Here is a 24,592-nt window from a genome sequence, read left to right as displayed (position 1 = left end):
TCCGCAAATCGACGACGGTCGGCTGACCGTCGACCATATCAAAGACGGCCCACACCGCTTGGCCCTCCTTGAAGTGCTGCAGTGATGCCTTGTCCTTGACGGCAAACGTCATCGTCATGGCGCCCATGCCGAGATTGTCGATGGCGCCGTGCTTAAGCGTGACCTTGCCGGTGTCGAGGTAGATCTTGCGGACCTCTGCTGCCACGGGCTTGGGCGCCTGCTTGGTTTGACCAGCAGGCTTCATGTCCATACCTTCCATCGGCGTGGCCGCAAAGGCGGCTGGAGTCGACGCCAGCGTCAGGGCGAATACAACAGCGGAAACGTAGTTCATCGTGAGACCTTGTCATGAGAGGGTGGTTGGGGAATGGATTGCCCGCTGCCACGCCTGCGCAGCAGCAGGTAGACAGCAGGAACGACAAACAGGGACAGCAACGGCGCGGTGATCATGCCGCCGACCATCGGCGCGGCAATGCGCTGCATGACTTCGGAGCCTGTGCCGTCCGACCACATGATCGGGAGCAGGCCAGCCAGGATGACGGCCACCGTCATGGCCTTGGGGCGTACACGCAGCACGGCGCCTTCCTGAATCGCTTCCAGTAGCGCTTGGGTAGAAGTTTGACCGTTTTCCTGCCGCTCGGTCCAAGCGTGTTTGAGATAGAGCAGCATGATCACGCCGAATTCGGCCGCCACCCCGGCGAGCGCAATGAAGCCGACGACTCCGGCCACCGACAGGTTATAGCCGAGCAGATACAGCAGCCAGAACCCGCCGATCAGTGCGAGCGGCAGCGTGCCCATGATGAGCAGCGCCTCGTCGATACGGCCGAACACGAGGTACAGCAGCACGAAGATGATCAGCAAGGTGAATGGTACGACCACCTGCAGCTTGGCACTCGCACGCTCCAGGTACTCGAACTGCCCTGACCAGCTCAGCGCGTAGCCCGCCGGCATCGGCACCGCCTTGGTCACTGCTGCCTGCATGTCCTTCACCGCCGAGCGCAGGTCGCGCCCCCGGATATCGACATAGATCCAACCCGAGAGCCGGGCATTCTCGCTGCGCAGCATCGGCGGGCCCTGCACGACGCGGATGTCCGCGACGTCGGACAACACAATCTGCTGGCCCCGGTCAGTGACAATCGGCAAACGCCGCAACTGCTCCACGGAATCCCGATAATCGCGCGGATAGCGGAGGTTGATCGGGAAGCGGGCCAGGCCGTCAACCACCTCACCGACATTATCGCCACCGATGGCGGATGACACGATGCTTTGCACGTCGTCGATGTTCAGGCCGTATCGGCCGGCGGCCTGTCGGTTGATGTCCACGTCGATGTATCGTCCGCCGGACAACCGCTCCGCTAGCGCAGAGGTGACACCCGGCACGGTTTTGACGGTCTCCTCGATCCGAGTGGTCAGTCGATCGATCTCCTTCAAGTCCGTGCCCGCCACCTTGATGCCGACCGGGCTCTTGATGCCGGTGGCGAGCATGTCGATGCGGTTGCGGATCGGTGGCACCCAGATGTTGGACAGCCCCGGCACCTTGACCACGCGGTCGAGTTCTTCCACCAGTTTGTCGGTCGTCATACCGGGGCGCCACTGGTCGTGCGGCTTGAACTGGATGGTGGTCTCGAACATCTCGATCGGCGCCGGGTCCGTTGCGCTGTCCGCGCGCCCAGCCTTGCCGTACACGCTGGCCACTTCGGGAACCGTCTTGATGAGGCGGTCGGTCTGCTGCAGGAGCTGAGCCGCCTTGCCGGCCGACAACCCAGGCAATGCTGACGGCATATACAGCAGATCGCCCTCATCCAGCGGCGGCATGAATTCGCCGCCTGTGCGCAGGATCGGCCAGGCCGTTGCCCCCAGCAGCACAATGGCGATAGCGACCGTCGCCTTGGGATACGCCAGCACCTTGGACAGCATTGGCTGGTAGAGGCGGATCAGCCAGCGGCTGAGCGGGTTCGATTGCTCGCTCGGGATACGCCCGCGGATCAGGTAGCCCATCAGCACAGGCACCAGCGTGACCGACAACCCAGCCGCTGCCGCCATCGAATACGTCTTGGTGAACGCCAGCGGCGAGAACAGGCGGCCCTCCTGCGCCTCCAGCGTGAACACGGGGATGAACGACAGCGTGATGATCAGCAGCGAGAAGAACAGCGCCGGCCCCACTTCTGCCGCCGATTCCCCGATCACGTTCCAGCGCTCGTGGCCTGTGAGTTCGCGGCCGGGGTTGTCCTCGAGCCAATGCTCCAGATGTTTGTGCGCGTTCTCGATCATCACCACGGCCGCGTCGACCATGGCGCCGACGGCGATGGCGATGCCACCCAGCGACATGATGTTGGCGTTGACGCCCTGGTATCGCATCACCAGGAAGGCCGCCAGGACGCCCAGCGGCAGCGAGACGATTGCCACCAGTGCCGAGCGCAGATGGAACAGGAACACCAGGCACACGACAGCGACGACGATGAATTCCTCGATCAGCTTGTGCGTCAGGTTGTCCACCGCGCGCTTGATCAAACCGGACCGGTCGTAGACAGGAACGATCTCCACGCCTTCGGGCAGACTGGTGCGCAGCGTGGCGAGCTTGGCCTTGACGGCTTCGATCGTCTCCAGGGCATTCTTGCCTGAACGCAGGATGACGACGCCACCTGCCACCTCGCCCTGACCGTTCAGTTCCGCGATGCCACGGCGCATCTCGGGCCCGAGTTGGACGGTGGCGACATCGCCCAAATGCACGGCGATGCCCGCATCGTTCGTCATCAGGGGAATCTGCCGGAAGTCGTCGAGCGTCTTCAGGTAGCCGCTGGCGCGGACCATGTACTCGGCTTCGCCCAGTTCCAGCACGGAGCCACCGGTCTCCTGGTTGGCACCCTTGAGCGCTGCCAGCACCTTGGCCTGTGTCAGGTTGAACGCACGCAGCCGGTCCGGCTGCAACACCACCTGGAACTGCTTGACCATGCCGCCGACGGAAGCGACCTCCGCGACGTTCGGCAGGGCCTTCAACTCGAAGCGCAGGAACCAGTCCTGCAACGCCCGCAGTTGGGCCAAGTCGTGCCGGCCGGTCTTATCGACCAGCGCGTATTCGTAGATCCAGCCCACGCCGGTGGCATCCGGGCCCAGCGCCGGTTTGGCCGCCGCAGGCAGGCGGGACTGCACCTGGTTCAAGTACTCCAGCACGCGCGAGCGTGCCCAATACAGGTCAGTCCCGTCCTCGAACAGCACATAGACGAACGAATCGCCGAAGAACGAGTAGCCGCGCACCGTCTTGGCGCCCGGCACCGACAGCATGGTGGTGGTCAGCGGATACGTGACCTGGTTTTCCACGATCTGCGGCGCTTGGCCAGGGAACGGCGTGCGGATGATGACCTGTACGTCCGACAGGTCGGGCAGCGCATCGAGCGGCGTGCTGCGCGCGGCCCACAGACCCCAGGCCGTCAGCATGACGGTCGCTAGCAGCACCAGGAAGCGGTTGCGGATGGACGCGAGAATCAGCCGTGCGATCATGGCTTGCCCCCCTGATCCGCGCCGGCCGGCTCGACCGAGGACAGGACTGCCATGCCATCGTCATGCAGTTGGAACCGGAAGCGCACACGGTCCCCAGGCTTGAAGCGCTTTGGCAGGCCGGAGGGCGGTGCGGCAAAATCCATTGTCATCGCGCTCCAGTGCGCGGACGGAATCGCGCCATGTGAGATCGTCAGGCCTTCGCTGGTGACAGCCTCAATGCGGCCGACGCCTTCATGCTCGATGGCGGCCGCTGCGGGCGCGGAGGCCGCAGGTGGCGATGCCATGCGTTGGGCGGTGCCGCGCAGGCTAGCTTCCGAATCAATCAGGAACTGCCCGGAAACCACCACCTTCTGTCCCGCGCTCAAACCGTCGGTCACTTCGGTCTGCCCATTGGCTTCGGCTCCGGTCTTGACTTCGATGGGGTTGAAGCCGCCATTGCCGGCGTCCACCATGACGATCGTGCGCGTACCGGTGCGAATCAACGCCTCCGTGGGGACCAGCAGCTTGTCCGGGCCGGCTTGCGCGCCAAACCGCACGTTGGCGAACATGCCGGGCAAGAGGCGGCGGTCCCGGTTCTGGAGTTCGACGCGCACCTTGACGGTTCGCGTATTGGCATTGACGTCGGGCAGGATGGCATCCACCTTGCCGGTCAGCGCGTGTCCAGCGATTGCCGTCGCCGTGGCCGTCACCGCCTGGCCCGGGCGGATGGCCGATGCTTGGCTCTCGGGAATCTCCGCCAAGACCCACACGGTGGACAAGTCGGCAATCTTGAAGAGCGTCATGCCGGGTGCGACAGCCATGCCGTCCCGGACCCCGACCTCGGTGATGACGCCATCGATGTCGCTGGAAATCGCCAGCCGTGGCTGTGGCTTGCCGGTGGATTCGACCAGCCGGATCTGCGCCTCCGTCATGCCGGCCTGGCGCATGCGCAGCAACGCTGCGCTGCGCAGGTCCCCCTGCAGGGCGTTGGCCGTACGCGAAACGGCCAGGTACTCCTCTTGTGCGGCGACCCATTCCGGCGCGTAGACGACGATCAGCGGTTGCCCGCGCTTGACCGGGTCTAACGTGGTTTTCGCGTACGCCCGTTCGACAAAGCCGGCGGCGCGCGCTTGAATGATCTCGATGCCGCGCTCGTTGATGGCGATATTGCCGGGCACTTCCAGCATGGCGTCCAGCCGGCCGGTCTTGACCTCAGCCGTGCGCACAGCAAGATTCTGTGCCACACGGCCATCAACCGTGACGGCGGCGCTCCCGCCGGCGCCATTCTCGTAGACGGGGGCAAGCGGCATGTCCATGAAAGGTGATTTGCCTGGTTTGTCGAAACGCTGGCCAGGTGCCATGGGGTCTTGCCAATAGAGAATCCGCTTGCCCGTCTTGGGATCGATGTCGCCCGCTTTGAGCGGGGCATCGGCGGCTTGGGCAGATGCTGCCGCCTGCGTGGGCGCGCTCCGCTGTCCCTGCCTCACGCCAAGGTAGTAGGTGGCGCCCATGCCAAGGCTCGCCAACACCAGACTGGCTGCAATGCGCGCAAAGATGGTTCGGTTCATGGTTGAACTCCAACGTTGGAGGTCGGCTGGTTTGCCGTGGGGAGCGGTTTGAGGAAGGCGAGCTCGGCCCAGAGTTGGGCCGTCGACGCTTCGAGCTTGAGACGTTCCAGCGCAAGGTCGAGTGCCTTGCGGCTTGCCTCGGCGACCGCGGCGAGCGAACCGCTTCCAGTCCGGTAGGACGTTAGCGCTGCCTCGGTTTGCGCGCGCGCTAGCGGGACGGTCGTGGTTTGATAGCGATCCAGGCGGCGTTGGTTCAGTCGCAACGTCTCGCGCTTGCCCAGAATCTGGCCCACCATGTTGCGCCGCAAGACTTCTGCTTGAGCGCGCGCGGCATTGGCTTGCGCCAGCTTGGCCGAGACCTCGCGGTCCTGGCGGTTCTTCTGATCCCAGGGAATCGGCAGGGAGACGTTCAACGACACCATGTTGGCGTAAGCCGGTCCGCGCTGGCTATACATCAGCTCCACCGTCACGTCGGGTGTCTTGGCCGCACGAGAGACACGTCCTTCAGCGTCCGCCATGGCGGCTTGCGCGCTGGCAGCGGCCACATCGGGCAGGGTATCGATGGCCGCGTCGTCCAGCGCGTCGAGCCACTGCGGGACGTCGAACCTGGGGGGCGCGGCGGGCGGGCGGCTGGATGCGTCGCCTACCCAGCGCCGCAGCATGGCCTTGGCAGACGCTTCCGTCGCCCGGGCCTCGTCGGTCCGGTCTTGCAACTGCTGCCGTTCAAGGCGTGCAGCTACGATGTCGGCGCGTGAGCCGCGATTGCCGCGATAGGCCGCCTCGGCTGCCTCGACCTGCAAGGCGACAGAGGCTGTTTGTTCCGCCAGCAGTTGAACGGTACGTGCGGCATACCAGCGGTCAAGCCAGGCTTGCGCTGTGCTGCGCTGGACGGCTGCCAGCGCGGCGACACGCTGTGTTTCGGCCGCGGAGGCCTCGGCGTTGAAACGTTCCGCACGGGCACGGCGCTTCTCGGTCCGCGTGAGCTCTTGCATCACGCTGACCGAGCGCATGGTCATGAAATCGGTGCCGATGGAGAACCGGTCGCTGCCATCGGCGGGAACATTGTTCACGCCGAATTTGAGGACAGGGTCGGGCAGTTGGGCTGCCGCCACGGCCATGTCGAGCGCCGACTGTACACCGGCGCGGGAGGTTTCCGCGTCGGCGGAGCGGGACGATGCCAAGCCGATCGCTTCCTGCAAGGAGAGCGCATCGGTCTGGCTATACGCCAGATGACTGCTTAAAAGCAGCAGGACGGCGAGCGCGAGCAAGCGCCCACCGCGTGGGGGAAAACGCAAAAGCATAAAGCCTCCGGAAAGCAACGACCACCTTGCCGGTTAGGCGGCAAGGCGTGAGAGATACGTCGCTTCGGAGGCTACGTGCGGAAACAGCAGTTCAGGATGGGAATCGGGGGTGGTGGTGCACGGGGCGCCACATCGGCGAGCAAGACCGATTGGCCGTCCGCCATGATGACTGGCTCGGCCGTGATCATCCGGATCAGGACGGGCAGGAAGATGGGAATCTGCGGCGATACGTGATTGGCCGACTTGGTGCCGCTCTGGCAGTGCTCAAGACAGAGGCCGTCATGCTGGTGCACATCCTGCTGCGCCTGCATGGCCATCTCGGGGCACGACTGCACCATGGCACCGGCGTCGGTCGCATCGGCCATGGTGGGCATGACCTCCGCTGAGCCGCGGCTTGCCGCACAGGCGTATGCTGCCGCTGCCAGTTGAACTGTCAGGAAAGCGATGACTAGGAATCCGGCGAACCACGGCCGGCGAAGCGATGCGCGCACGTTCTGCAGATGATGTGATTGGATCGAATGGTAACAGCGGCTACGCGCGATGTGCACGCGGACGCGGCTTATGATCGAACGGGTTGATCTGCCGCAAACGTGCCATCGCGCGATGGGCGTCCTGCCGATAATGCAGAACGCCCCACCGTGTTATTTCGGCGCTTGAATCATGTCTTGGCAGGGCTGCGGCATCGCAGGCATGCCAGCGCTTTTCTGCGCTTGCGCTGCGCGGATCTGCGCAAGTTTCGCGTTGCGAGCTTTCTCGATGACCTGCCAGTCTGGCCCGGCAATGGCCGTCAACGATGTCAAAACAGCCGCCAAGCCGACAGCGGAAAGAATGACCTTCTTCATGGTGATGCTCCAGTGATTTCACGCGGGGCCGGCATGAATGCCGGCTTAGCAATTTGCGTGGCGTATTCGCTTACGCCGCTATACGGATGCCGCACTGCAAAAAGGCGCGATCCGTAAAGCTAAATGGAGCGGGCTCGGGGTGGCCGTTCGAGCGGCACAGGAACTGCGGAAATATAGACAGGCTCCTGGGCGGGAACCAGGATGTGCATCCCCTTGGCGCCGAGCGGCATCGCTGGGCTGGAAAGCGCCCCGATCACAGCGCAGAAAGACACGCAAGGAGCGGTGTCCGTGCAGTCGGAACCACTCTGGGCATGGCCGTCACCGGTGATATGGCAGGGGTGTCCTTTCTCGGCTTGTACGACATCATGCGCTGTCGACAGCCCTGGCAGACCCACAGCGCCGTGCATCTGCATTGATGCCATGGGGAGCCCGCGCGCAGGCAACGCCACGGCAAGCAGCACGATCATCAGCATGCGCCAAAGGGGATTCATCGCGCGCGGATTTTTGTCAGATGTTGCGTAGGTTCAAGCTAACGGTCAGCAGGTATGCGTCACGCACGCCTGTTGACCAATTCTGGGCAGTATTCACCTTCCCACAATGGCAACGTCAAGGTTTCTTTGATGGTTCCTGCTGTTTGAGCATCTGGTCCATCATCATCTGCATCATGTCCATGCGGTTTTCCATCATGTTCATGCGCTGCTCCATGGGCATGCCCGAGCCGCCCATCATCGGCGCCGCACCGCCGGCCCCCATCCCTTGACCGCCCATCATGTCCATCATCATCGGGCCGCCCATACCGTGCATTGTCTGCATCGTGTCCTGCATGGCCTGCATGTGCTCGGCCATCAGACGTTGCCGTTCCTTCGGGTCCTTGGTCTGATGGATCTTGTCCATCTGGGCCTGCATCTTCTTCATCTGCTGACGGGCTTGCTCGAAGCGCTTTTCCGTATCCGCAGAGTTTGCCGTGGCAGGGGCAGTCTTCGCTGGGGTTGCCGCACTAGGCTGGCTCGCTGCGGCGGGGTGGTGCTCGTCAACGGCCCAGACCGATGCACTGGCGATCAGCAGCGCGCCTGCTACAAGAAAGCCAACATGCTTGTTGTTCGTCATGGTGCTGCCTCCTGAAATGATGGGATTTCATTTTGATATGCGATCGGTGGTCGCCAGTTGACGTATCACAACGAATTGCTCTCGCTTGACCCGTATCAACCTCCCGTTCCGGGCGTGGAACACACTGCAATCGTAGTTGTGCCCAGACCTAATCAAGTTAAACAATCAGCACATCCGAGGTTGGCATGCCAAGCGATTCCATCGGACACCATCGTGGCGATCAAGTGGTCGGTCGGCAGAGCGCGCTGCGCATCGCTCAACCGGTCGTCGATGCCGGTCGCGTGCGCGATCCGGTTTGCGGTATGGAGATTTCCCCTGCGCAGGCAGCAGCCAGCACGGAAGTCGGGCATCAGCGCTATTGGTTCTGTTCTCGGCACTGTGAGAAGACTTTTCTCGCTGATCCGGCGCGATATCTCTCGCATGACGCGCATGACGCGCATGACCACGACGGCGCGGCCCATGATCACGCGCCAACCGGAGTTGCTGCGGTGTCCGCAAGCACGAAGCAACTGGCCAAGGACCCCATCTGCGGAATGATGGTTGACAAGGCCACTGCCTTGTCCGCAGAGCGAGGAGGGCGAAAGTACTACTTCTGCAGCGAGAGCTGTCTGCACACGTTTGAGTCGCCGGAGTCCGAACTGAAGGCGATGAAGACGCGCGTCACCATTGCCTTGACCGGTGTGCTGGCGTTGGCGGTGTTACGCGCCGGGGCGTTTCTGGCCTTGGCTGCAGGTGCGACCCTGCTGACTTGGGCGCCCATTCCGGCGCTGCCTTGGTTCACATGGGGAATATGGCTGTTCCTGCTGGTGACCCCCGTACAGTTCATTGGAGGTTGGAGCTTCTACAAAGGCGCGTGGAACGCGGTCCGCACGCGCAACATCAACATGGATTTCCTGATCGCGCTGGGTACGTCGGTAGCGTACTTCTACAGCGTGGTCGTGTTGTTCTTCCCATCCTGGTTGCCGGTGAAGGTGGCCGAACGCGATGTCTACTTCGAGGTGTCCGCGGTCATCATCGCTTTTGTGCTGCTGGGCAAGTACATGGAGGAGATCATCAAAAAGAAGTCCTCCGCCGCAGTCCGTCGCCTGCTTGACCTCAAGCCCGCTGTGGCGCACGTGATTCGCGATGGCAAGGAAGTCGAGATTCCCGCCGAAAGCATCATGGTCTCGGAGCTGGTAGTGGTCCGCCCCGGCGAGAAGATTCCAACCGATGGCAAGGTGACGGACGGGCAAACCAGCGTGGACGAATCGATGCTGACCGGGGAGTCGATGCCAGTTGACAAGAAGCCTGGGGCAACGGTGATCGGCGGTACGCTGAACCGGTCAGGCGCCTTTACGTTCCAGGCGACCCGCATCGGTGCGGATACGGCGCTGGCGCAGATCATCAAGATGGTAGAAGACGCGCAGGCAAGCTCGGCACAGATTCAGCGGCTGGCCGACCAGGTGACCGGCTATTTTGTGCCGGCGGTCGTGGGCGTTGCACTGCTGGCTGTCATCGGATGGACGCTCGCGGGGCATTTCCCGCAGGGGCTGCTCGCCTTTATTGCCGTGCTTATCATCTCCTGCCCGTGCGCTCTGGGTGTAGCGACGCCTGCCGCCTTGATGGTCGGCGTGGGAAAAGGCGCGGACGCCGGCATCCTGATCCGCGGCGGCGAAGTGCTCGAACGCGCTGAGAAATTGACCACCGTTGTCTTTGACAAGACGGGCACGATTACGCGCGGCGAACCGACCGTGACCGATATCCTGCCGCTTGGGACACACCAGGAAGCCGAGCTGCTCAGTATTGCTGCAGCGGTCGAGTCCGGCTCGGAGCATCCGCTGGGCGAAGCGATCGTCCGTGCCGCACAGCATCGTGAGCTGGCGACGCGTAAGGCGAACAACATCCAGGCGCTGTCGGGGATGGGTATTCAGGGGGCCATCGACGGCCAGCAGGCCTGGCTAGGAAACCGGCGCATGCTCGCGCAGCAGGCCATCTCAGTCGATACGATTGAAGCGACGCTGGCCGGGCTGGAGGCTGATGGCAAGACAGCGATGCTGGCGGGGATCGGGCATGAACTGCTTGGCATCATCGCCGTGGCCGATACGGTCAAGCCAGAGGCGTCAGAGGCCATTGCCATGCTCAAGTCGCGCGGCATCAAGGTGGTTCTGCTCAGTGGGGATAACCAGCGCACCGCGCAAGCTATCGGGCGGCAGGTCGGCATCGAGCGCGTAATCGCAGAGGTCATGCCGGAAGACAAGGTCAAGACCATCCAGGGCTTGCAGAAGGACGGCGAGGTGGTTGCCATGGTCGGCGATGGGGTCAACGACGCGCCCGCGCTCGCTGCGGCGGATATCGGCGTCGCTATCGGCTCGGGCTCGGATGTGGCCAAGGAGACCGGCAGCATCATCCTGATCCGCAATGACGTACGCGACGTGGCGGCTTCCATCGAGTTGTCCCGCGCCACGATGCGCAAGATCAAGCAGAACCTGTTTTGGGCCTTCTTCTACAACACCATCGGCATTCCGGTGGCGGCTTTCGGCCTGCTCAATCCCATCCTGGCGGCGGCGGCGATGTCGCTGTCCTCGCTTAGCGTGGTGGCGAATTCGGCCATGCTCAAGCGCGTGCGGCTGACAAGTAAGGCGCAGGAGGTGCCGGCATGAAACCCGCTGTCTGGTTCTGTGCCGCCGTGGCGACGGCGCTGGCCGCCGCCATCCTCTATTGGTACGGAATCTCACTGTTCTCGGTGCTGGTTGCGCTGATTCTCCTGGCCTGTCCGGTCTGGGTGATCTGGATGAGTTTGCGTCTTTCACGGCAAACCAGACGAGAGGTTGAGGCGGCAGTGGAGCGGGAACTGAAATCGCGTAGGAAGTCGTAAGACGGAGGTGGAAAATGACCTGGCTTTCGCAAAACCTGATCTGGATCGTGCTGGGCGGATTGGTGGTGGTGTTCCTTTGGCGCAGCCAAGCGATGCGCTCCAGAGGCGGCGAGGGTGCCGGCATGATGCACGGCGCTCCAGATGCAAACAGTGACCCAGTGACCGGAAACCGGGTTGACCCGACCCACGCCATCACGGCCAATTTTGAAGGGAAGACGTTCTACTTCGAGTCTGAGCAATCTCGCGCGGTCTTTCAGCAGAATCCTTCACGTTTCGTCCACCAACACCATCGCCATCACGGCGGGTGCTGCTAGCCAGCCTTTTTTCAAGCCGATTGCCTGTGGACGAGGAGGCTCGCATGAATGATCAAATGAACCCTGAAGATGGGCCGCACGCGGCGCACAGGACAGTCTTCAGGTCCAGGTGGGTTTTGATAGGCTTCCTGCTTGTGATCGCCTATTTCCTGTTCACGGAACATCGGGCACACGTGATCCCGTTCCTGCCCTTCCTGTTGCTCGCTACTTGCCCGTTGATGCACCTGTTCATGCACCACGGCCACCAAGACGAAGGGGGCGAGCCGTCAACGCACGTACATCCAAAGGGAGAGTAACGATGCAGCACGACACACAATCCGGCTACGGGCTCTGGTCGTTGGTCATCATCAACTCGGCCATCTTCATCATCTTCGCTTTCAGCTTCACCAAGCCAAAGACCTCGCGTGACTGGCGGTCCTTCGGGGCCTTCTCGGCGTTTCTCGTGGCGCTGTTTACGGAGATGTACGGGTTCCCACTGACGATCTACTTGTTGGGGTCTCCTCGTTTTCAGTGCAATAAGTGACGGTACGCAAAGCTAGCACTGGCGCGGGGGTGGTCTGGGTAGACCGTTGATTTCATTGACTTTCCTGTTCGCTTTGTAAACGGGTATGGTGGCCTCCCACTTTTGAGGTTCACGATGCAGGGTTGGCACACAACGTTTTTGGGGATGCGTGGGCTCCCCCGCGATATCAGCGACTTCGAGATGAAGGCATTTTTCACCTTCGATGGTGCCGAGCGCGACGCAATCAATGCACGCCGAGGTGATTCCCACAAGCTTGGTCTGGCGCTCCATATTGGTTTCCTGCGCATGAGTGGGCGTTTGCTCGGTGCCTTTCGGGTAATTCCAGTAGCCTTGTGGCGCCACCTTGGCAACGAGCTTGGCATTGCAGCACCAGAAGTCGCCTCGCTGAGAGCCATGTATGAACGCGGGCGCACGCTATTCGATCACCAACAAGTAGCCTGCACGGTCCTTGGATTCCAGTGGATGAGCGAGCACCAGCGCCGCTCACTGGTACGTGAACTGCGCGACGAAGTGGCGCGCTGCGCCGACCGCGATCAGCTACTCGTGCGGGCGCGTCAATGGCTGTACAAGAACAAGCTGGTGATCGTGCACGAGCGGGCAATTCGGACACTGATTGCGGCGGCACTTGCCCAGCTTGAAGTTGAAACAGGCACCGCCATCGCCGCCAGCGTTGATCCAGCAACACTTGATCGCTGGCGAGCCTCAGTTTCAGAGCCGCGCCCAGATGGACAAACCCAGCAGAGTTGGCTATGGGCTGCACCGGCGAAACACTCAACCCGCCAAATCAGCGAGGTACTGGAGCGCATCGACCTGCTTTACACGCTGGACGTTCATAAGCACCTGGCAGACATCCCCGATCTCATCTTGCGCCGCTACGCGCGCCGACTTGTCTCCAGGCCGCCCTCAGCCGGAGCCAAGATCAAAGAGCCAGCGCGCACCGTGGAGGTCGCATGCTTTCTTCGGTATTGCCTGTTCACCACCACAGACCAGTTGATCCTTATGGTGCAGCGCCGGATCGCCGATCTGTGGCGTCAGGCTGCCGCCGATGTCCCCGCTACCGTCAATTGGGCCGCAATGTACAAAACGCTGCTCGGCGAACTTGTTGCCTTGAGCGCGCAAGGTGCGGTGCCAGATGCTGAGTTGCGTGCCCGTCTTGAAGCCTTGATCACCGAAACCCAGAAACGCAAACCACCGAGCAGGGCCTCCCTGGTCCGCGAGGGATTGATTGATGGAATTCGCCCCGTGCGGTCGTTGCTCGTCGCCATTGCAAAGCTGCCCTGGCAGGCCACCGGCGAGCATCCTGCCATCGAGTACCTTGCCAAGCTGCAAGCTTTATATCTCAAAGGATCCAGAAAGCTGCCAGTTGAAGTGGTGGCACCAAGTCTGGGAATGATCTGGCAGGTTTCGATCTCCAGCCCAGACCGGGAACGGGCGTTTCAGGCGTTGGAGGTGGCCACCCTGTTTGCCCTGCGCCGCGCGGTGCGCAATGGCTCGGTCTGGATTGAGCACAGCCTGAGCTTTCGGGGTCGTGCGCGCTTGTTCTTCACGGACGAGCGTTGGCAGGCAGAGTCCAAGAAACACTATGCCCGTCTATCGTTACCCAGCAAGGCTGCCACTTTCTTGAAGCCTTTGCTGGCCAGAGTAACTGCCGGTGTCGATGCGGTGGCCGCTGCAGCCCGCAGTGGCGTACTGCGCGTGGATGATGAACTCCATTTGTCGCCATTGCCCGCAGAGGACGAAGACCCAGAAGTGACCAAGCTGCGCGCGGCTTTGGATCACCGCATCGGTGAGGTTCAATTGCCGGAAGTGATTCTGGCCGTTGACGCCCAGGTGCGCTTTAGCTGGATCATGCTCGGACGTGAGCCGCGCTCTACCGACGAGCTGCTGATGGTCTATGCCGGCATCATGGCCCACGGCACCAGTCTGACTGCGGTCGAATGCGCGCGCATGATTCCGCAATTGTCTGCCACCAGCATTCGCCAGGCCATGCGCTGGGCGCGGGACGAACGGCGTCTGAGCCAGGCCTGCCAGGCTGTGCTGGAATTCATGCAGCGACACCCGATTGCCGCCACCTGGGGGCGGTCCGATTTGGCATCTTCTGACATGATGACCATGGAGACCACCAAACGGGTGTGGCAAGCCCGGCTTGATCCTCGGCGCAACACACCTTCCATTGGAATCTACTCCCATGTAAAAGACCGGTGGGGCATCTTCCATGCGCAGCCCTTTGTGCTCAATGAGCGCCAGGCGGGCGTGGCCATTGAAGGTGTCATCCGCCAAGAAAAGCTGGAGACCAGCCAGCTTGCTGTGGATACCCATGGCTACACCGACTTTGCCATGTCACATGCCCGTTTGCTTGGTTTTGATCTTTGCCCGCGGTTGAAGGAACTCAAACAGCGCCACCTCTTTGTGCCACGCGGCACCAAAGTGCCCGCAGAAATCGCTGCGGTGTGCGAAGCCAATGTCGACGTCGCTTTGATCGAAAAGCATTGGGATAGTCTGGTGCACCTGGCAGCCTCGGTCATGAGCGGACATGCCAGTGCGGTGGCAGCTCTTGCGCGGTTCGGTTCTGCCGCCCAGGGCGATCCAATCTATGAGGCTGGCGTGCAATTGGGGCGGTTGCTGCGTACGGCGTTTTTGGCTGACTACTTTGTCAAGGACGCTTTCAGGAACGAGTTGCGCCGGGTGCTCAATCGGGGCGAGGCTGTTAACGCCCTCAAGCGCGCCATTTATACCGGCCGGATCAGCCCGGCGCAGGCCAAACGTGTCGATGAAATGCAGGCTGTGGCCGATGCGTTGAGCCTGATGGCCAACATCGTGATGGCGTGGAATACCTCACAGATGCAGGCGGTCCTGGATCGCTGGTCGAACCGCCGCCAGGTCATTCCACCGGAACTGATCGGGAAGATTGCGCCCACCAGGCTGGAGAGCATCAACTTGCGGGGTGTGTTTCGCTTCCCGGTTGACCGCTATGCTGACCAAATCCTGCCTTCGCGGCCAAATGCATCGATAACTGGCACCAATGGATGAAACCGACCACGGTTTGACGCCACGAATCGCAGATTTGAAAGTGAACAGGAAAGTCAATGAAATCAACGATCTACCAACACCACCTCCGCGCCAGTGCTAGCTTTTCGTACCGTCACTTATTGCACTGAAAACGAGGAGACCCCAGGACGCGCTGGTCTATACCTGCAACCATCTCGGGCTGCAGCTGCAGGCGCCGGACCGCGCGGCGTTGTGCGAGGCGTACCTGAAGCTGAATCCCTACCCGGATACTCCGCCGGCCCTGTCGATGCTTCAGGCGCTCGATCTTCCGCTGGCCATCCTGTCCAACGGCTCGGTACGGTCGATTCATTCGGTCGTGCACCACGCGGGGCTGCAGGATCGCTTCGCCCATCTGATCAGCGTCGATAACGTCGAAGTGTTCAAGCCGCACGGCAAGGTCTATGCGCTGCCCGAAAAGACCATGGGCCTGGCGCGCGACAACATGCTGTTCGTCTCGTCGAACGCCTGGGACGCATCAGGGGCCAAGCACTTCGGTTACCAGGTGGCGTGGATCAATCGCGTGGGCAACACCTACGACGAGCTGGGTGCGCGGCCGGATGTCCAGGTCGAGTCGCTGGAAACGCTGGCCGATTGGGTCCGAGGCCAGGATCGCGCTTGAGCGGCTGCCGCTGGCCTCCGCCCTTCCCGACGGGGAGGGCGCGAGGCGGCGGCAATCCAGCCTGCCGTGCCACCCGCTACTTCCTCTTACATACTGCCCGTGGCTGTCGCGGGCGCATAGCGCCCCGACAGCGCTGCATACAAGGGCGGCACCGCCATCCTCGATACGCCGGCCGCGATCAACGCGGTAGCCATCAGCGGAATCGTCAGGCCGCGCGCTCCCACCAGTTCGATCATCACCACGAAAGCCGTGACCGGGCGCTGCGTCACCGCGGCAAGATAGCCGCACATCGCCAGTGCCGCGTACACCGGCAAAGGTGCCTGCCCGATCGTGTATTGGAGCAGGTTGCCGATCCCTGCGCCGATGGCCAGCGATGGCACGAACAGGCCGCCCGGAATGCCGGACAGCCAGGTCAGCAGCAAGGACAGGCCCTTGAGGAAGGGATACGCAGCCGGCAGCACGAGGTCGCCGGCCAGCAGCGCGCGCGTTTCGCCGTACCCGCTGCCGTGGCTGGTTCCCGATGACGCCAGCCCGAGGAGCGCAACGCCCAGCCCGCACAGCGCGCCGAACATTGCAGGGCGTTGCGCGCGCAGACCGCGTATCCGAGGCGGCAACCACCGCTCGCTGTGAACCAGCAGCCAACAGAAGCCGGCGCCGGCCAGCCCGGCCACCGCGCCCGCTGTCACGACCGCGACAGCCATGCGGTACGGTGCCGACGGGCCGGCCGCTATCATGCCGAGCGCCGGACCCTCGCCTTGCAGCACGCCCGCCACGGTGCCGGCACAGACCACCACCGCGATCAACGCCGCGCTGCCGCGCGGCGGGATGCCGCGCGCCAGTTCCTCGATGGCGAAGGCAATGCCGGCCAGCGGCGTGCAGAACGCTGCCGACAATCCGGCCGACGCGCCGGCAAGGGCAAGCTGGCGATCGAGCGCGGTGAGATGGGCGCCGGCTGGACCGGACAGCCCGGGGAGCCACCGGCGGAGGCTGACGAGCAGCGCGGCGCCGATATGGACGGTGGGGCCCTGGCGGCCGAGCGTGAAGCCGCCCAGCGTGCCGAGAAAGGACAGGCCGATCTTGCCGACGATCACCGCCGGCCGCAGCAGACGCGGCTTAGCCGTTCCATTGCCGCCGCTGACGATGGCCACGATCTGTGGAATGCCACTGCCTTCGGCACCGTCGAAATAGCGGTGTGTGAGCCAGACTGCGAGTGCGCCCAGTGCTGGCGAAAGCAGCAAGGTGACCCACGGCCCGTGGGCGCTTGCCGCGAGAAACAGCTGGTGGCCGATGTCGATCAGCCAGGCATATAGCGTGGCGACACCGCCGACCAGGGTGCCACCGACGCACAGTACGGCGTGATGCCACCACAGCCGGCCACGGGCCCGTGGTTTCCTCCAGTTCGCGCTCCCACGCAGCTCCATATCGTCCCCTCGTTGTTATCGTGCCGACGTGCGTCAATGCGCGTCGGAGCGGCTGACAAACGCAGGATGCATGCCAGTGGTGAGCCCCAGACCGACTTGTCAGGCTCGCCACCGGCACAGGGCGCAGGGGCCTTCGGGTCTTCTCTGACCGTTGGGACCGAAATCCGATACCATGACTGCCGCGCACGGTGCGCCAAGCTGGCGCGACGCTGCTTTCGCCGCAGTTCCGAAACAACGGGAGACTTTGATGTCGTTCGAACATTGGATTGCGTTTGTGCTGACCAGTGTCGTGATACTGGCGATTCCAGGACCGACGATCCTGCTGGTGATCGGCGATGCCTTGGCCCACCGCGGCAAGTCGGCGTTCGCCACCGTGGCGGGTGTTGCCGCGGGCGATCTCACGGCCTTTACCCTGTCAATGGCCGGGTTGGGCGCGGTCCTGGCGACCTCCGCCACACTGTTCACCGCATTGAAGTGGGCCGGCGCCGCCTATCTGATCTATCTTGGCGTCCAGGCGCTGCGGAGCGCCGCGCGAAGCGGCGCAAGCCAGGTACCGGTGAGCGAGGGCCGTCCGTTACAGCGCTTCGGCAAGGCGTGGCTGGTAACGGCGCTGAATCCGAAGAGCATCGTCTTCTTCGTTGCGTTCGCTCCCCAGTTTATTGATGCCAGCCGTTCGTTCCTGCCTCAGGCCGGCATTCTGATCCCGACCTTCGTGATCATGGCGGCGGCCAATGCCGCCATCTATGCGCTGCTGGCGCGATCGCTGGCGACGCGGCTGACCAGTGCCCGAGCGCAGGCGAACGTCCAGCGCGTGGGAGGCCTGACGCTGATCGGCGCAGGGACACTGGTGGCAGCCCGGGCCTGATGGCCTGATGGCCTGATGGTCTGATGGACTCAGGGGATGGCGGCGGCAAACGCCTGCCCCATCTGCCGAGCCCGCTTTACCTCATCGCTGTGCAGATAGACCGACGTCGTCGACACCGACGCATGCCGCAGATTGTCCCGCACGATGGTCAGGTCCACGCCACGCGCCAGCGCATGTGTGGCGTGCGTATGCCGCATCCAGTGCGGACTGGCGCGCCTTAGCTTCTCTGCCGCCGTCGGATGATCGGCGCCGATGACATCGGCGGCCAGCAGGAAGAACCGCTTGACGATATGTCCAAGCCGGGTGGTCGTGATGCCGGCGTCCGGCGTGTCGGTCAGACCCCCGAGGCCCCCGAGGCCCCCCAGGCCGCCGACCAGCAGCGTGTCCGGGCGCCACAGGCGCCGGCTGACGGGCAATCCGCGCTCTGTCAGGTAGCGCTCCAGAGCCGTTCTCGCCAGCGGCGGCAGGGCCACCTTGCCGCTACGCCCGCCCTTCCCCGTCAGCTGGAGCCATTCGTCGCCCTCGCGGTCGGCGCCGATATCGCCCAGCCTGGCGGCGACGAGTTCGCTCGCCCGCAGCCCTGTCGCATAACCGAAATCCAGCACGAAACGCAGGCGCTGCGCGGCGGCGGCTTCCCACCCATAGGACCACTCCAGTCCATCGGCGATGGTCCGGACGAGCCGCCACTCGCCTTCGCTGAAGGCATGGGAGCCATCCAGCGCGGCGGTGCGGCCACCGCCCCGGACCTTGATGCCCGCGAATGGATTGGCCAGGACATACCGCTGCTGCGCCAGCCAGCGGAACATGGCCCCGACGATGGAGAGCGCGTGCGCGACCGACCGGGCCGATAGTGCGCCGGTAAAAGGCCGCCATTCCGGCGACGTGCGCGAGCGCGGCGGGCCTGCCCAGCGATCCCGAGGCGTCGGGCGGCGCAGGAAGGCGCGGTACGCAACGGCGTCCTCGGTGGTCAACGATGACAGGGGCCGCTGCCGCTCGACGATGGCCCACAGGATCAGGCGTTCGGCTTCCTTGCGGTAGGTGCGTTGCGTCGCTGGCGATTCATGCAGCGCCAGCCAGGCCTGTACTGCCTCGTAGTCATTGTCGGCCGTCAGCGTGCAGGTCTGCCGCGGCGCGCGAAAGCGCCCTTGCGAGCCATCGACCTCTTGTGGCAGCCGCAGCTGTTCCCAGGGCACGACCACGCTGCGCCGCTCCTGCACGACCAGCGCGCGGGCGCGTTCCGTCAGCGCCGGGTGGGCGGCGAAGAATGCCTCGATATGCGCGGCGCTGCGCGCGCCGAGTCCTGGAATGGCGGTCCACCACCGGCGGCGCCTTGGGATACGCACGGTCAGCGCCGCCAGCGTGTCGATGCCATGGGCCCGCAAGGCAGCCACCGCGCGCGCCGGCAGCCAATGGCCAATATCGTCCGCAATCGATGGCCGTGGGGCTGGCAGCGTGCGCAAGAGGTCGATGGCGCGGTCGGCCGCCCTGCCCTGCGCGGCGCGTTCGGACGCAGGGATTTCGAACAGCGCGGCGAGATCGTCGCGGCCGCGCTGCCGTGCGAACGCCGCCAGCTGGCGCCGGATGCGGCCGAGGATGGCGCGTGAAGACTGGCCATGCGCCCTGTCATCTCCGAGATATTGCGCCACCGCCTGCCGCGAGCCGAGCCCGGCATGCCAGGCGCGCAGCGCGGCGACAGAGGCGGCGTCCGGGAAGTCAGGTGGGGTAAGGGTGGAAGGCGGGCGCGGTTTCATGGCTGCCAGTTTAGCGCAGCAATGTGGCCATTACGATAAGAATAGTTATCCCTGTCGAGATACTGAAAAGCGTTATCCTCGTTTTTCCCAAAACTGTTTTGCCAGTTCGCTCAGAGCGCTAGTTAACTGAGCGACAGATTTCGCACTTTGCAAATTATTCTGCCCGGTCTGTACATTGGTATCAGCAGCATCGCGTATATTGATAATACTGCGGTTTATGTCTTCACTTACTGCTCCCTGCTGCTCGACCGCAGTCGCTATTTGCGCGTTCATGTCGGTAATTTCGTTAACGCGTTGGCCAATTCCATCAAGAGCTGTAGCTGCTTCCTCTGCGTGAGCTACACTCGTGTGCGCTTGCCGACTACTTTGCTCCATGACTGTAACAGCGGATTGCGCTCGCTCTTGTAGAGCGCTGATCATGCTTTGAATATCCGTTGTCGATTGCTGTGTGCGAGCAGCAAGACTGCGAACCTCATCGGCGACAACAGCAAAACCACGCCCCTGCTCACCAGCACGCGCGGCCTCAATTGCTGCGTTGAGTGCCAACAAATTCGTTTGCTCGGCGATCCCTCGTATAACGTCAAGAACTTTTGATATCTCGTTACTTTGACCTTCAAGCTCATGAATAACCTGAGCGGCTTGCCTAATTTCACCTTCAAGGGCAGTGATTGACTGGCTTGTGTGGGCTACCAGACGCTGGCCAGATGCCGTCTCAGTGTCTGCTCTTCCGGCCGCATCTGCAGCATGCTGTGCATTGCTCGCAACCTCTTGAATGCTTGCCGCCATTTGGTTTACTGCCGTTGCTATTTGATCTGTCTCTGCCTGCTGCTCAACTGTAAGTACATTGCTTGACTCAATATCCTTTAGTAGGCCTCGGGTGTGTTCGCTAAGCCGATTTGATGCATCACCTATGCGACCTACTATGGCGCCTGTTTCAGCTTGCATCATTCGTAAAGCAAACTCTATTTGGCCAAACTCATCGGTGCGCCCAGTGTAGAGGGATTGACTTAATGGGTTATTGGAAATATTCCTGGCTCTTTCAACCAGTCTTCCAAGAGGAGAGAGAATAGCCAAAACACTAACAGAGCTTAAGCTTCCTGACATTAAAGTGGGCGGTTACAGGAGCTGAGTGCAACACGGTTATTGAATTGAAGCTGGAGCATCATGCCGCATAGCCATAGCTTCCTGCATCACCTCGTCCATAACCTCGATCGGACACTTGAAGTCGAAGCGCTTACGGGGGCGCATGTTCAGTTGCAGTGCGATGGCATCCAGTTCCTCCTGGCTATGCACCGACAAGTCCGTGCCTTTGGGCAGGTACTGGCGGATCAGGCCATTGATGTTTTCGTTACTGCCGCGCTGCCAAGGGCTGTGCGGGTCGCAGAAGTAAATCGCCACCCCGGTCTGCTGGGTGATTTCAGCATGCCGCGCCATTTCTCGGCCCTGGTCGTAGGTCATGCTCTTGCGCATCGCCAGCGGCATGCCATTGAGCGCTGCACTGAAGCCTTCCATCGCCGAGGTCGCCGTCGCGTCGTTCATCTTCACCAGCATCAGGTAGCCACTGGTGCGCTCCACCAGCGTACCTACAGACGAGGCGTTGGCCTTGCCCTTGATCAGGTCGCCTTCCCAATGCCCTGGCATCAGTCGGTCTTCGATCTCCGGCGGACGTACATGAATACTGACCCTCTCAGGGATCTGACCGCGCCGATCCACGCCGCCAGAGCGCGGCCTGCGCATCGTCTTGCTTTGGCGCAGGCAGATGATCAGCTCTTTACGCAGCTCGCCGACTGGCAAGGCATAGATCGCGTTATAGATCGTCTCGCGACAGACGTAGGCATCTCTGAGGCTGGGAATATTCATGCTGCGCAGCTTGCCGGCAATCTGCTCGGGAGACAAACGCTCACGCAGCATATGCGCCACCAATTCGAAGCGCTCGCTACCCGGCAACAGCTTTTGCTTCGGTCGACACACCTGACGGCGGGCCTGCATCTGCTGCTGGGCCACGCGGGCCGAGTAGCCGCCACAGGCATCTCGATTGCGGCGCAGCTCCCGGCTGATGGTCGAAGGGGATCGGTTGATCAAGCAGGCAATCCCGCGCAGGCTGAAACCTTGGGCATGACCGATTTGAATGGTGGCGCGCTCTTCAACGCTGAGTTCGGAATAAGACATAGGGACAGCACCGTACCGGAAAGGTCAGGTGTTGCACTCAGTTTTCGCCGCCGCCCCCTTATTATCACTGCGAGGTGAATAGCTTTTCTGCCAATTGATTATGCCAATGCGATTCTCTTCGCCGAAGATTTCGTCCATGAGCATGCCAAGTCTAAATAGTTCCCTATGATCAATACAGATAGCCATAACCCCGCCTGGGGTTAGCATCTCACGCATCATCCAGATTCTGGGTGTCATGAAGCGCAACCATTTGCTGTGCTTGGACCCATCATCTTTAGGAACTACATCGCCGAGATCTGGATCGTTTGGATCCTTGTCCCACTTGTCGTTATAGCGGAAGTCCTCGCCGGTGTTGTACGGCGGGTCTGTTACTACAAGATCAACTTGACCACGATATTTATAGAGCGTGACCATCGCAGAAAGGTTTTCACCGTCCCAGATCTCATTCTCTGACTGGGCGGTTTCCTCTCCAAAGGATACTTTCTTGATAATACGATGCAGCTTCGGCTTGACCTGGCGGATGATCTGCCAGGGAGCAGCCCGCCCGGTGTAACTCATAACGATGCCATTCTTGCCAGCATCGGCAAGCGCCGCATCATGCTCCTGCAGCATACGGACCAAGGCGGCCCTCGGCAGTTGTTCGTAATCCATGCTTGCCCCTTGAATTCGTGCGGCGGCACCGAAAAGCTGAAAATTCTAGTACCGCTCGTGGATGCTTCACCATCCCTAGGGTGGCGAGTGTACTTGTGAACGTATTGATTTGGCTGTTAAACCGTTGAAAAAGACGGATCAACTGAGTTCCAAACGGGCTGCGTACTGGCTGGCAGATGCGAATCCGGCGCACGCCGCTCCCTTCTGGGCTCAAGCCCGCGAAGCGGGCATAAAGAACCCGGCCGAGGCCGGGATCCTTATGGGCTTATGGGCCGGCGTATTGGTCTGCCCAGTCCAAAGCCGGTGCCACGGGAGCTTGCACCTCCTGAGGCCAGGTTTTGGAGCCCACTGCAAATCGCCCGTAACCCATTAAAAGATAGCTGGGCATCCGACGAAAAGAGCACCAAGGCACCATTACCCTTGAGCTACAGCGCCGCTACGGGGCACCAGTTTGATTTCAACGCGGCGATTTTGGGCGCGACCCTCGGCGGTGTCGTTGGGGGCAATGGGCGAGCTGGAGCCTGCACCAAAGGTTTGCAGGCGCGAAGGATCGACGCCATTGCTGCGCAAAGAGAAAAAGGGGACTGATTTATGTGCGCCAGGCAAAGCTTGGTCGCCTGGGAATGACGGCGCAAGCCGTCACGAAATGGCGTAAGAAACCCAGCGGGTATGACCCCCGCCCGGTAAAGGTTAGCCACCGACCGGAAGCGAGTCTTGCGTGGTGACCGGGTAACCGGCGCTGCGAAGCGTAGACAGCAGAAAAGGGGATTTATTTTCCCTACTCTAAAACGGCCGCTGTTGGCCGATTGCTGCCTGTCGTGGACGACCGTTTAACTTCAAAGCCTGACTGGATTGCAAACTGCTGACACGCGTAGATTCTGTTTTCGACTCGTTTAATGCCGTCGATGCCAGGCCATAAACAGAGAGGAAACAACCGCTCGAAAATTCGAGCCATAGACTCTAGAGCCAGTGGGTAGTCGGAGTCATGTTCCTGCAACCATCAAATCCAGATTCTGCACCGCCGCTCCAGCGGCTCCCTTCCCAAGATTGTCAAACACCGCAGCCAACAAAACCTGCCCCGTCTCATCATTTTCACACACCACCAATCGCAAACTATCAGTCCCGTTAAGCGCCTGAGGATCAAGGCACGTCAACCCTTTGGCCTCCTGCATCGACATCACCTGTACATGGTCCGCATCGACGTAGTGCTGCATAAGACACGCATGCAACCGCACCGCATCCACGCCCGGCGCCAACAAGCGAAGTTGCAACGGTATGGTCAGCACGATCCCCTGCCGAAAAGCCCCATAAGCCGGCACAAACATCGGCCGCTCCATCAGACCGCTTTGCTGCTGAATCTCCGGAATATGTTTGTGTGCCAGCCCCAGACCATAAACCTGAAACGCGGGCGCCTGTGATGCGCCCTCTCCCTCATGCTCTTGCACGCCAACGCGCCCTTTTCCGGAATAGCCCGACACAGCATGAATGTTCGTCGGATAGTCCCTGGGCAGCAACCCGGCCTCCAGCAATGGGCGCAGCAGCCCTATCGCCCCCGTGGGATAGCAACCGGGATTGCTGACCCGCCGTGCCGTGGCGATGCGTTGGGCCTGCTGCGAGTTCATCTCCGCGAAACCATAGGTCCAGTCTGGATGGGTGCGGTGCGCCGAACTCGCATCGATCACCCGAACGGCGGGGTTTTCGATGCTCGCTACAGCGTCGCGTGCGGCTTGGTCGGGCAAGCAGAGAATCGCGATGTCGCAGGCGTTGATGATTTCGGCGCGACGTTGCGGATCCTTGCGATGTTCGGGGCTGAGCGTGATAAGCCGCAGATCGGTCCGGTCGCGTAGACGTTGATGGATTTGCAACCCGGTGGTGCCTTGGTCGCCGTCGATGAATATAAGAGGACTTGCCATGGAATGCTCTCGGACATAGGAAATCAGGAGTTCCAATCTTCAGTGAGGGGCTAAGATAGGAAAAGTTGAATTTCTAAACGATGAAATTCAGCTTTTCTGAACAAGGAGTGACTCATGCGCGAAATCAGCCTGGACCGTCTGCGCACGTTGGTGGCCATTGCCGACCTGGGTT

20 protein-coding genes and 2 pseudogenes are annotated in these 24,592 nt (G+C 61.8%); 8 read left to right on the top strand and 14 right to left on the bottom strand.

Annotated elements, in window-relative coordinates; translation table 11 throughout:
- The 7 genes from AAHM38_RS23385 to AAHM38_RS23355 form a co-directional block, all read right to left on the bottom strand.
- A partial coding sequence (locus tag AAHM38_RS23385) for a copper-binding protein (protein WP_342234327.1) occupies nt 1-331 on the bottom strand: 331 nt, incomplete at its 3' end.
- Nucleotides 328-3,495 carry an efflux RND transporter permease subunit gene (locus AAHM38_RS23380; protein ID WP_004635226.1) on the bottom strand — a complete coding sequence of 1,056 codons (3,168 nt, stop codon included), beginning with the start codon at nt 3,493-3,495 and terminating at the stop codon, nt 328-330. The genes AAHM38_RS23385 and AAHM38_RS23380, both read right to left, overlap by 4 nt.
- On the bottom strand, nt 3,492-5,042 hold the full coding sequence (locus tag AAHM38_RS23375) for an efflux RND transporter periplasmic adaptor subunit (RefSeq protein ID WP_004635224.1): 1,551 nt from the start codon (nt 5,040-5,042) through the stop codon (nt 3,492-3,494). The genes AAHM38_RS23380 and AAHM38_RS23375 overlap by 4 nt, the downstream gene beginning before the upstream one ends.
- Entirely contained in the window at nt 5,039-6,343 is a 1,305-nt protein-coding gene (locus AAHM38_RS23370; protein WP_004635223.1) for a TolC family protein, read from the bottom strand. Before AAHM38_RS23370 ends, AAHM38_RS23375 begins: the two co-directional genes overlap by 4 nt.
- A 71-nt stretch (nt 6,344-6,414) precedes the next feature.
- Nucleotides 6,415-6,834 (bottom strand): hypothetical protein, encoded by a 420-nt coding sequence (locus AAHM38_RS23365; RefSeq protein WP_009277756.1) that lies wholly within the window; start codon nt 6,832-6,834, stop codon nt 6,415-6,417.
- A 150-nt stretch (nt 6,835-6,984) separates the two neighbouring features.
- The gene (locus AAHM38_RS23360; protein ID WP_004635218.1) at nt 6,985-7,185 is read right to left on the bottom strand and encodes a hypothetical protein; all 201 of its coding nucleotides are present in this window, start codon (nt 7,183-7,185) and stop codon (nt 6,985-6,987) included.
- A 606-nt stretch (nt 7,186-7,791) separates the two neighbouring features.
- On the bottom strand, nt 7,792-8,292 hold the full coding sequence (locus AAHM38_RS23355) for a hypothetical protein (RefSeq protein WP_004635214.1): 501 nt from the start codon (nt 8,290-8,292) through the stop codon (nt 7,792-7,794).
- 185 nt (nt 8,293-8,477) lie between these two features.
- Between AAHM38_RS23355 and AAHM38_RS23350 the strand changes: the two genes are divergently transcribed.
- The 7 genes and pseudogenes from AAHM38_RS23350 (at nt 8,478) to AAHM38_RS23320 (ending at nt 15,650) form a co-directional block, all read left to right on the top strand.
- The gene (locus AAHM38_RS23350) at nt 8,478-10,931 is read left to right on the top strand and encodes a heavy metal translocating P-type ATPase (protein WP_004635213.1); all 2,454 of its coding nucleotides are present in this window, start codon (nt 8,478-8,480) and stop codon (nt 10,929-10,931) included.
- The gene (locus AAHM38_RS23345) at nt 10,928-11,146 is read left to right on the top strand and encodes a hypothetical protein (protein WP_004635211.1); all 219 of its coding nucleotides are present in this window, start codon (nt 10,928-10,930) and stop codon (nt 11,144-11,146) included. Before AAHM38_RS23350 ends, AAHM38_RS23345 begins: the two co-directional genes overlap by 4 nt.
- A gap of 14 nt (nt 11,147-11,160) precedes the next feature.
- The gene (locus tag AAHM38_RS23340) at nt 11,161-11,460 is read left to right on the top strand and encodes a YHS domain-containing protein (protein ID WP_004635209.1); all 300 of its coding nucleotides are present in this window, start codon (nt 11,161-11,163) and stop codon (nt 11,458-11,460) included.
- Between the two features lie 44 nt (nt 11,461-11,504).
- Nucleotides 11,505-11,756 carry a DUF2933 domain-containing protein gene (locus AAHM38_RS23335; RefSeq protein WP_004635207.1) on the top strand — a complete coding sequence of 84 codons (252 nt, stop codon included), beginning with the start codon at nt 11,505-11,507 and terminating at the stop codon, nt 11,754-11,756.
- Between the two features lie 2 nt (nt 11,757-11,758).
- Nucleotides 11,759-11,953 (top strand): annotated as a pseudogene (locus tag AAHM38_RS23330) (isoprenylcysteine carboxylmethyltransferase family protein); the annotation flags it as partial.
- A gap of 144 nt (nt 11,954-12,097) precedes the next feature.
- Nucleotides 12,098-15,013, top strand: coding sequence for a Tn3-like element IS1071 family transposase (locus AAHM38_RS23325; protein WP_045220660.1), 2,916 nt, complete (start codon nt 12,098-12,100; stop codon nt 15,011-15,013).
- Between the two features lie 118 nt (nt 15,014-15,131).
- On the top strand, nt 15,132-15,650 hold the full coding sequence (locus AAHM38_RS23320; RefSeq protein WP_342234328.1) for a haloacid dehalogenase type II: 519 nt from the start codon (nt 15,132-15,134) through the stop codon (nt 15,648-15,650).
- 86 nt (nt 15,651-15,736) lie between these two features.
- Here AAHM38_RS23320 and AAHM38_RS23315 read toward each other — a convergent pair whose 3' ends face one another.
- A complete protein-coding gene (locus AAHM38_RS23315) occupies nt 15,737-17,071 on the bottom strand; it encodes a chloride channel protein (RefSeq protein WP_024542571.1) in 1,335 nt (444 codons plus the stop codon).
- A gap of 247 nt (nt 17,072-17,318) precedes the next feature.
- Here AAHM38_RS23315 and AAHM38_RS23310 point away from each other — a divergent pair, with 247 nt between their 5' ends.
- Nucleotides 17,319-17,936, top strand: coding sequence for a LysE family translocator (locus AAHM38_RS23310; protein ID WP_024542570.1), 618 nt, complete (start codon nt 17,319-17,321; stop codon nt 17,934-17,936).
- A 29-nt stretch (nt 17,937-17,965) separates the two neighbouring features.
- Here AAHM38_RS23310 and AAHM38_RS23305 read toward each other — a convergent pair whose 3' ends face one another.
- From AAHM38_RS23305 to argC, 6 genes and pseudogenes are all read right to left on the bottom strand, one after another.
- Nucleotides 17,966-19,687, bottom strand: coding sequence for a site-specific integrase (locus tag AAHM38_RS23305; RefSeq protein ID WP_015063404.1), 1,722 nt, complete (start codon nt 19,685-19,687; stop codon nt 17,966-17,968).
- A gap of 72 nt (nt 19,688-19,759) precedes the next feature.
- Nucleotides 19,760-20,791 carry a methyl-accepting chemotaxis protein gene (locus AAHM38_RS23300; protein WP_073454648.1) on the bottom strand — a complete coding sequence of 344 codons (1,032 nt, stop codon included), beginning with the start codon at nt 20,789-20,791 and terminating at the stop codon, nt 19,760-19,762.
- Between the two features lie 36 nt (nt 20,792-20,827).
- Nucleotides 20,828-21,856 (bottom strand): IS30 family transposase, encoded by a 1,029-nt coding sequence (locus tag AAHM38_RS23295; RefSeq protein WP_003465026.1) that lies wholly within the window; start codon nt 21,854-21,856, stop codon nt 20,828-20,830.
- A gap of 24 nt (nt 21,857-21,880) precedes the next feature.
- Nucleotides 21,881-22,507: a DNA methyltransferase gene (locus tag AAHM38_RS23290; protein ID WP_003465024.1), complete on the bottom strand. Its 627-nt coding sequence runs from the start codon at nt 22,505-22,507 to the stop codon at nt 21,881-21,883.
- A gap of 414 nt (nt 22,508-22,921) precedes the next feature.
- Nucleotides 22,922-23,077, bottom strand: a pseudogene (locus AAHM38_RS25730) (OmpA family protein); the annotation flags it as partial.
- A 413-nt stretch (nt 23,078-23,490) separates the two neighbouring features.
- On the bottom strand, nt 23,491-24,420 hold the full coding sequence (gene argC / locus AAHM38_RS23285) for an N-acetyl-gamma-glutamyl-phosphate reductase (protein ID WP_003465021.1): 930 nt from the start codon (nt 24,418-24,420) through the stop codon (nt 23,491-23,493).
- Between the last annotated feature and the right edge of the window lie 172 nt (nt 24,421-24,592).

The organism is Ralstonia sp. OTU4908, assembly GCF_038440115.1.
Classification (GTDB): domain Bacteria; phylum Pseudomonadota; class Gammaproteobacteria; order Burkholderiales; family Burkholderiaceae; genus Ralstonia; species Ralstonia pickettii.
The sequence above is the reverse complement of the archived record's forward strand: the minus strand, read 5'-3'. Positions and strand labels throughout refer to the sequence as shown.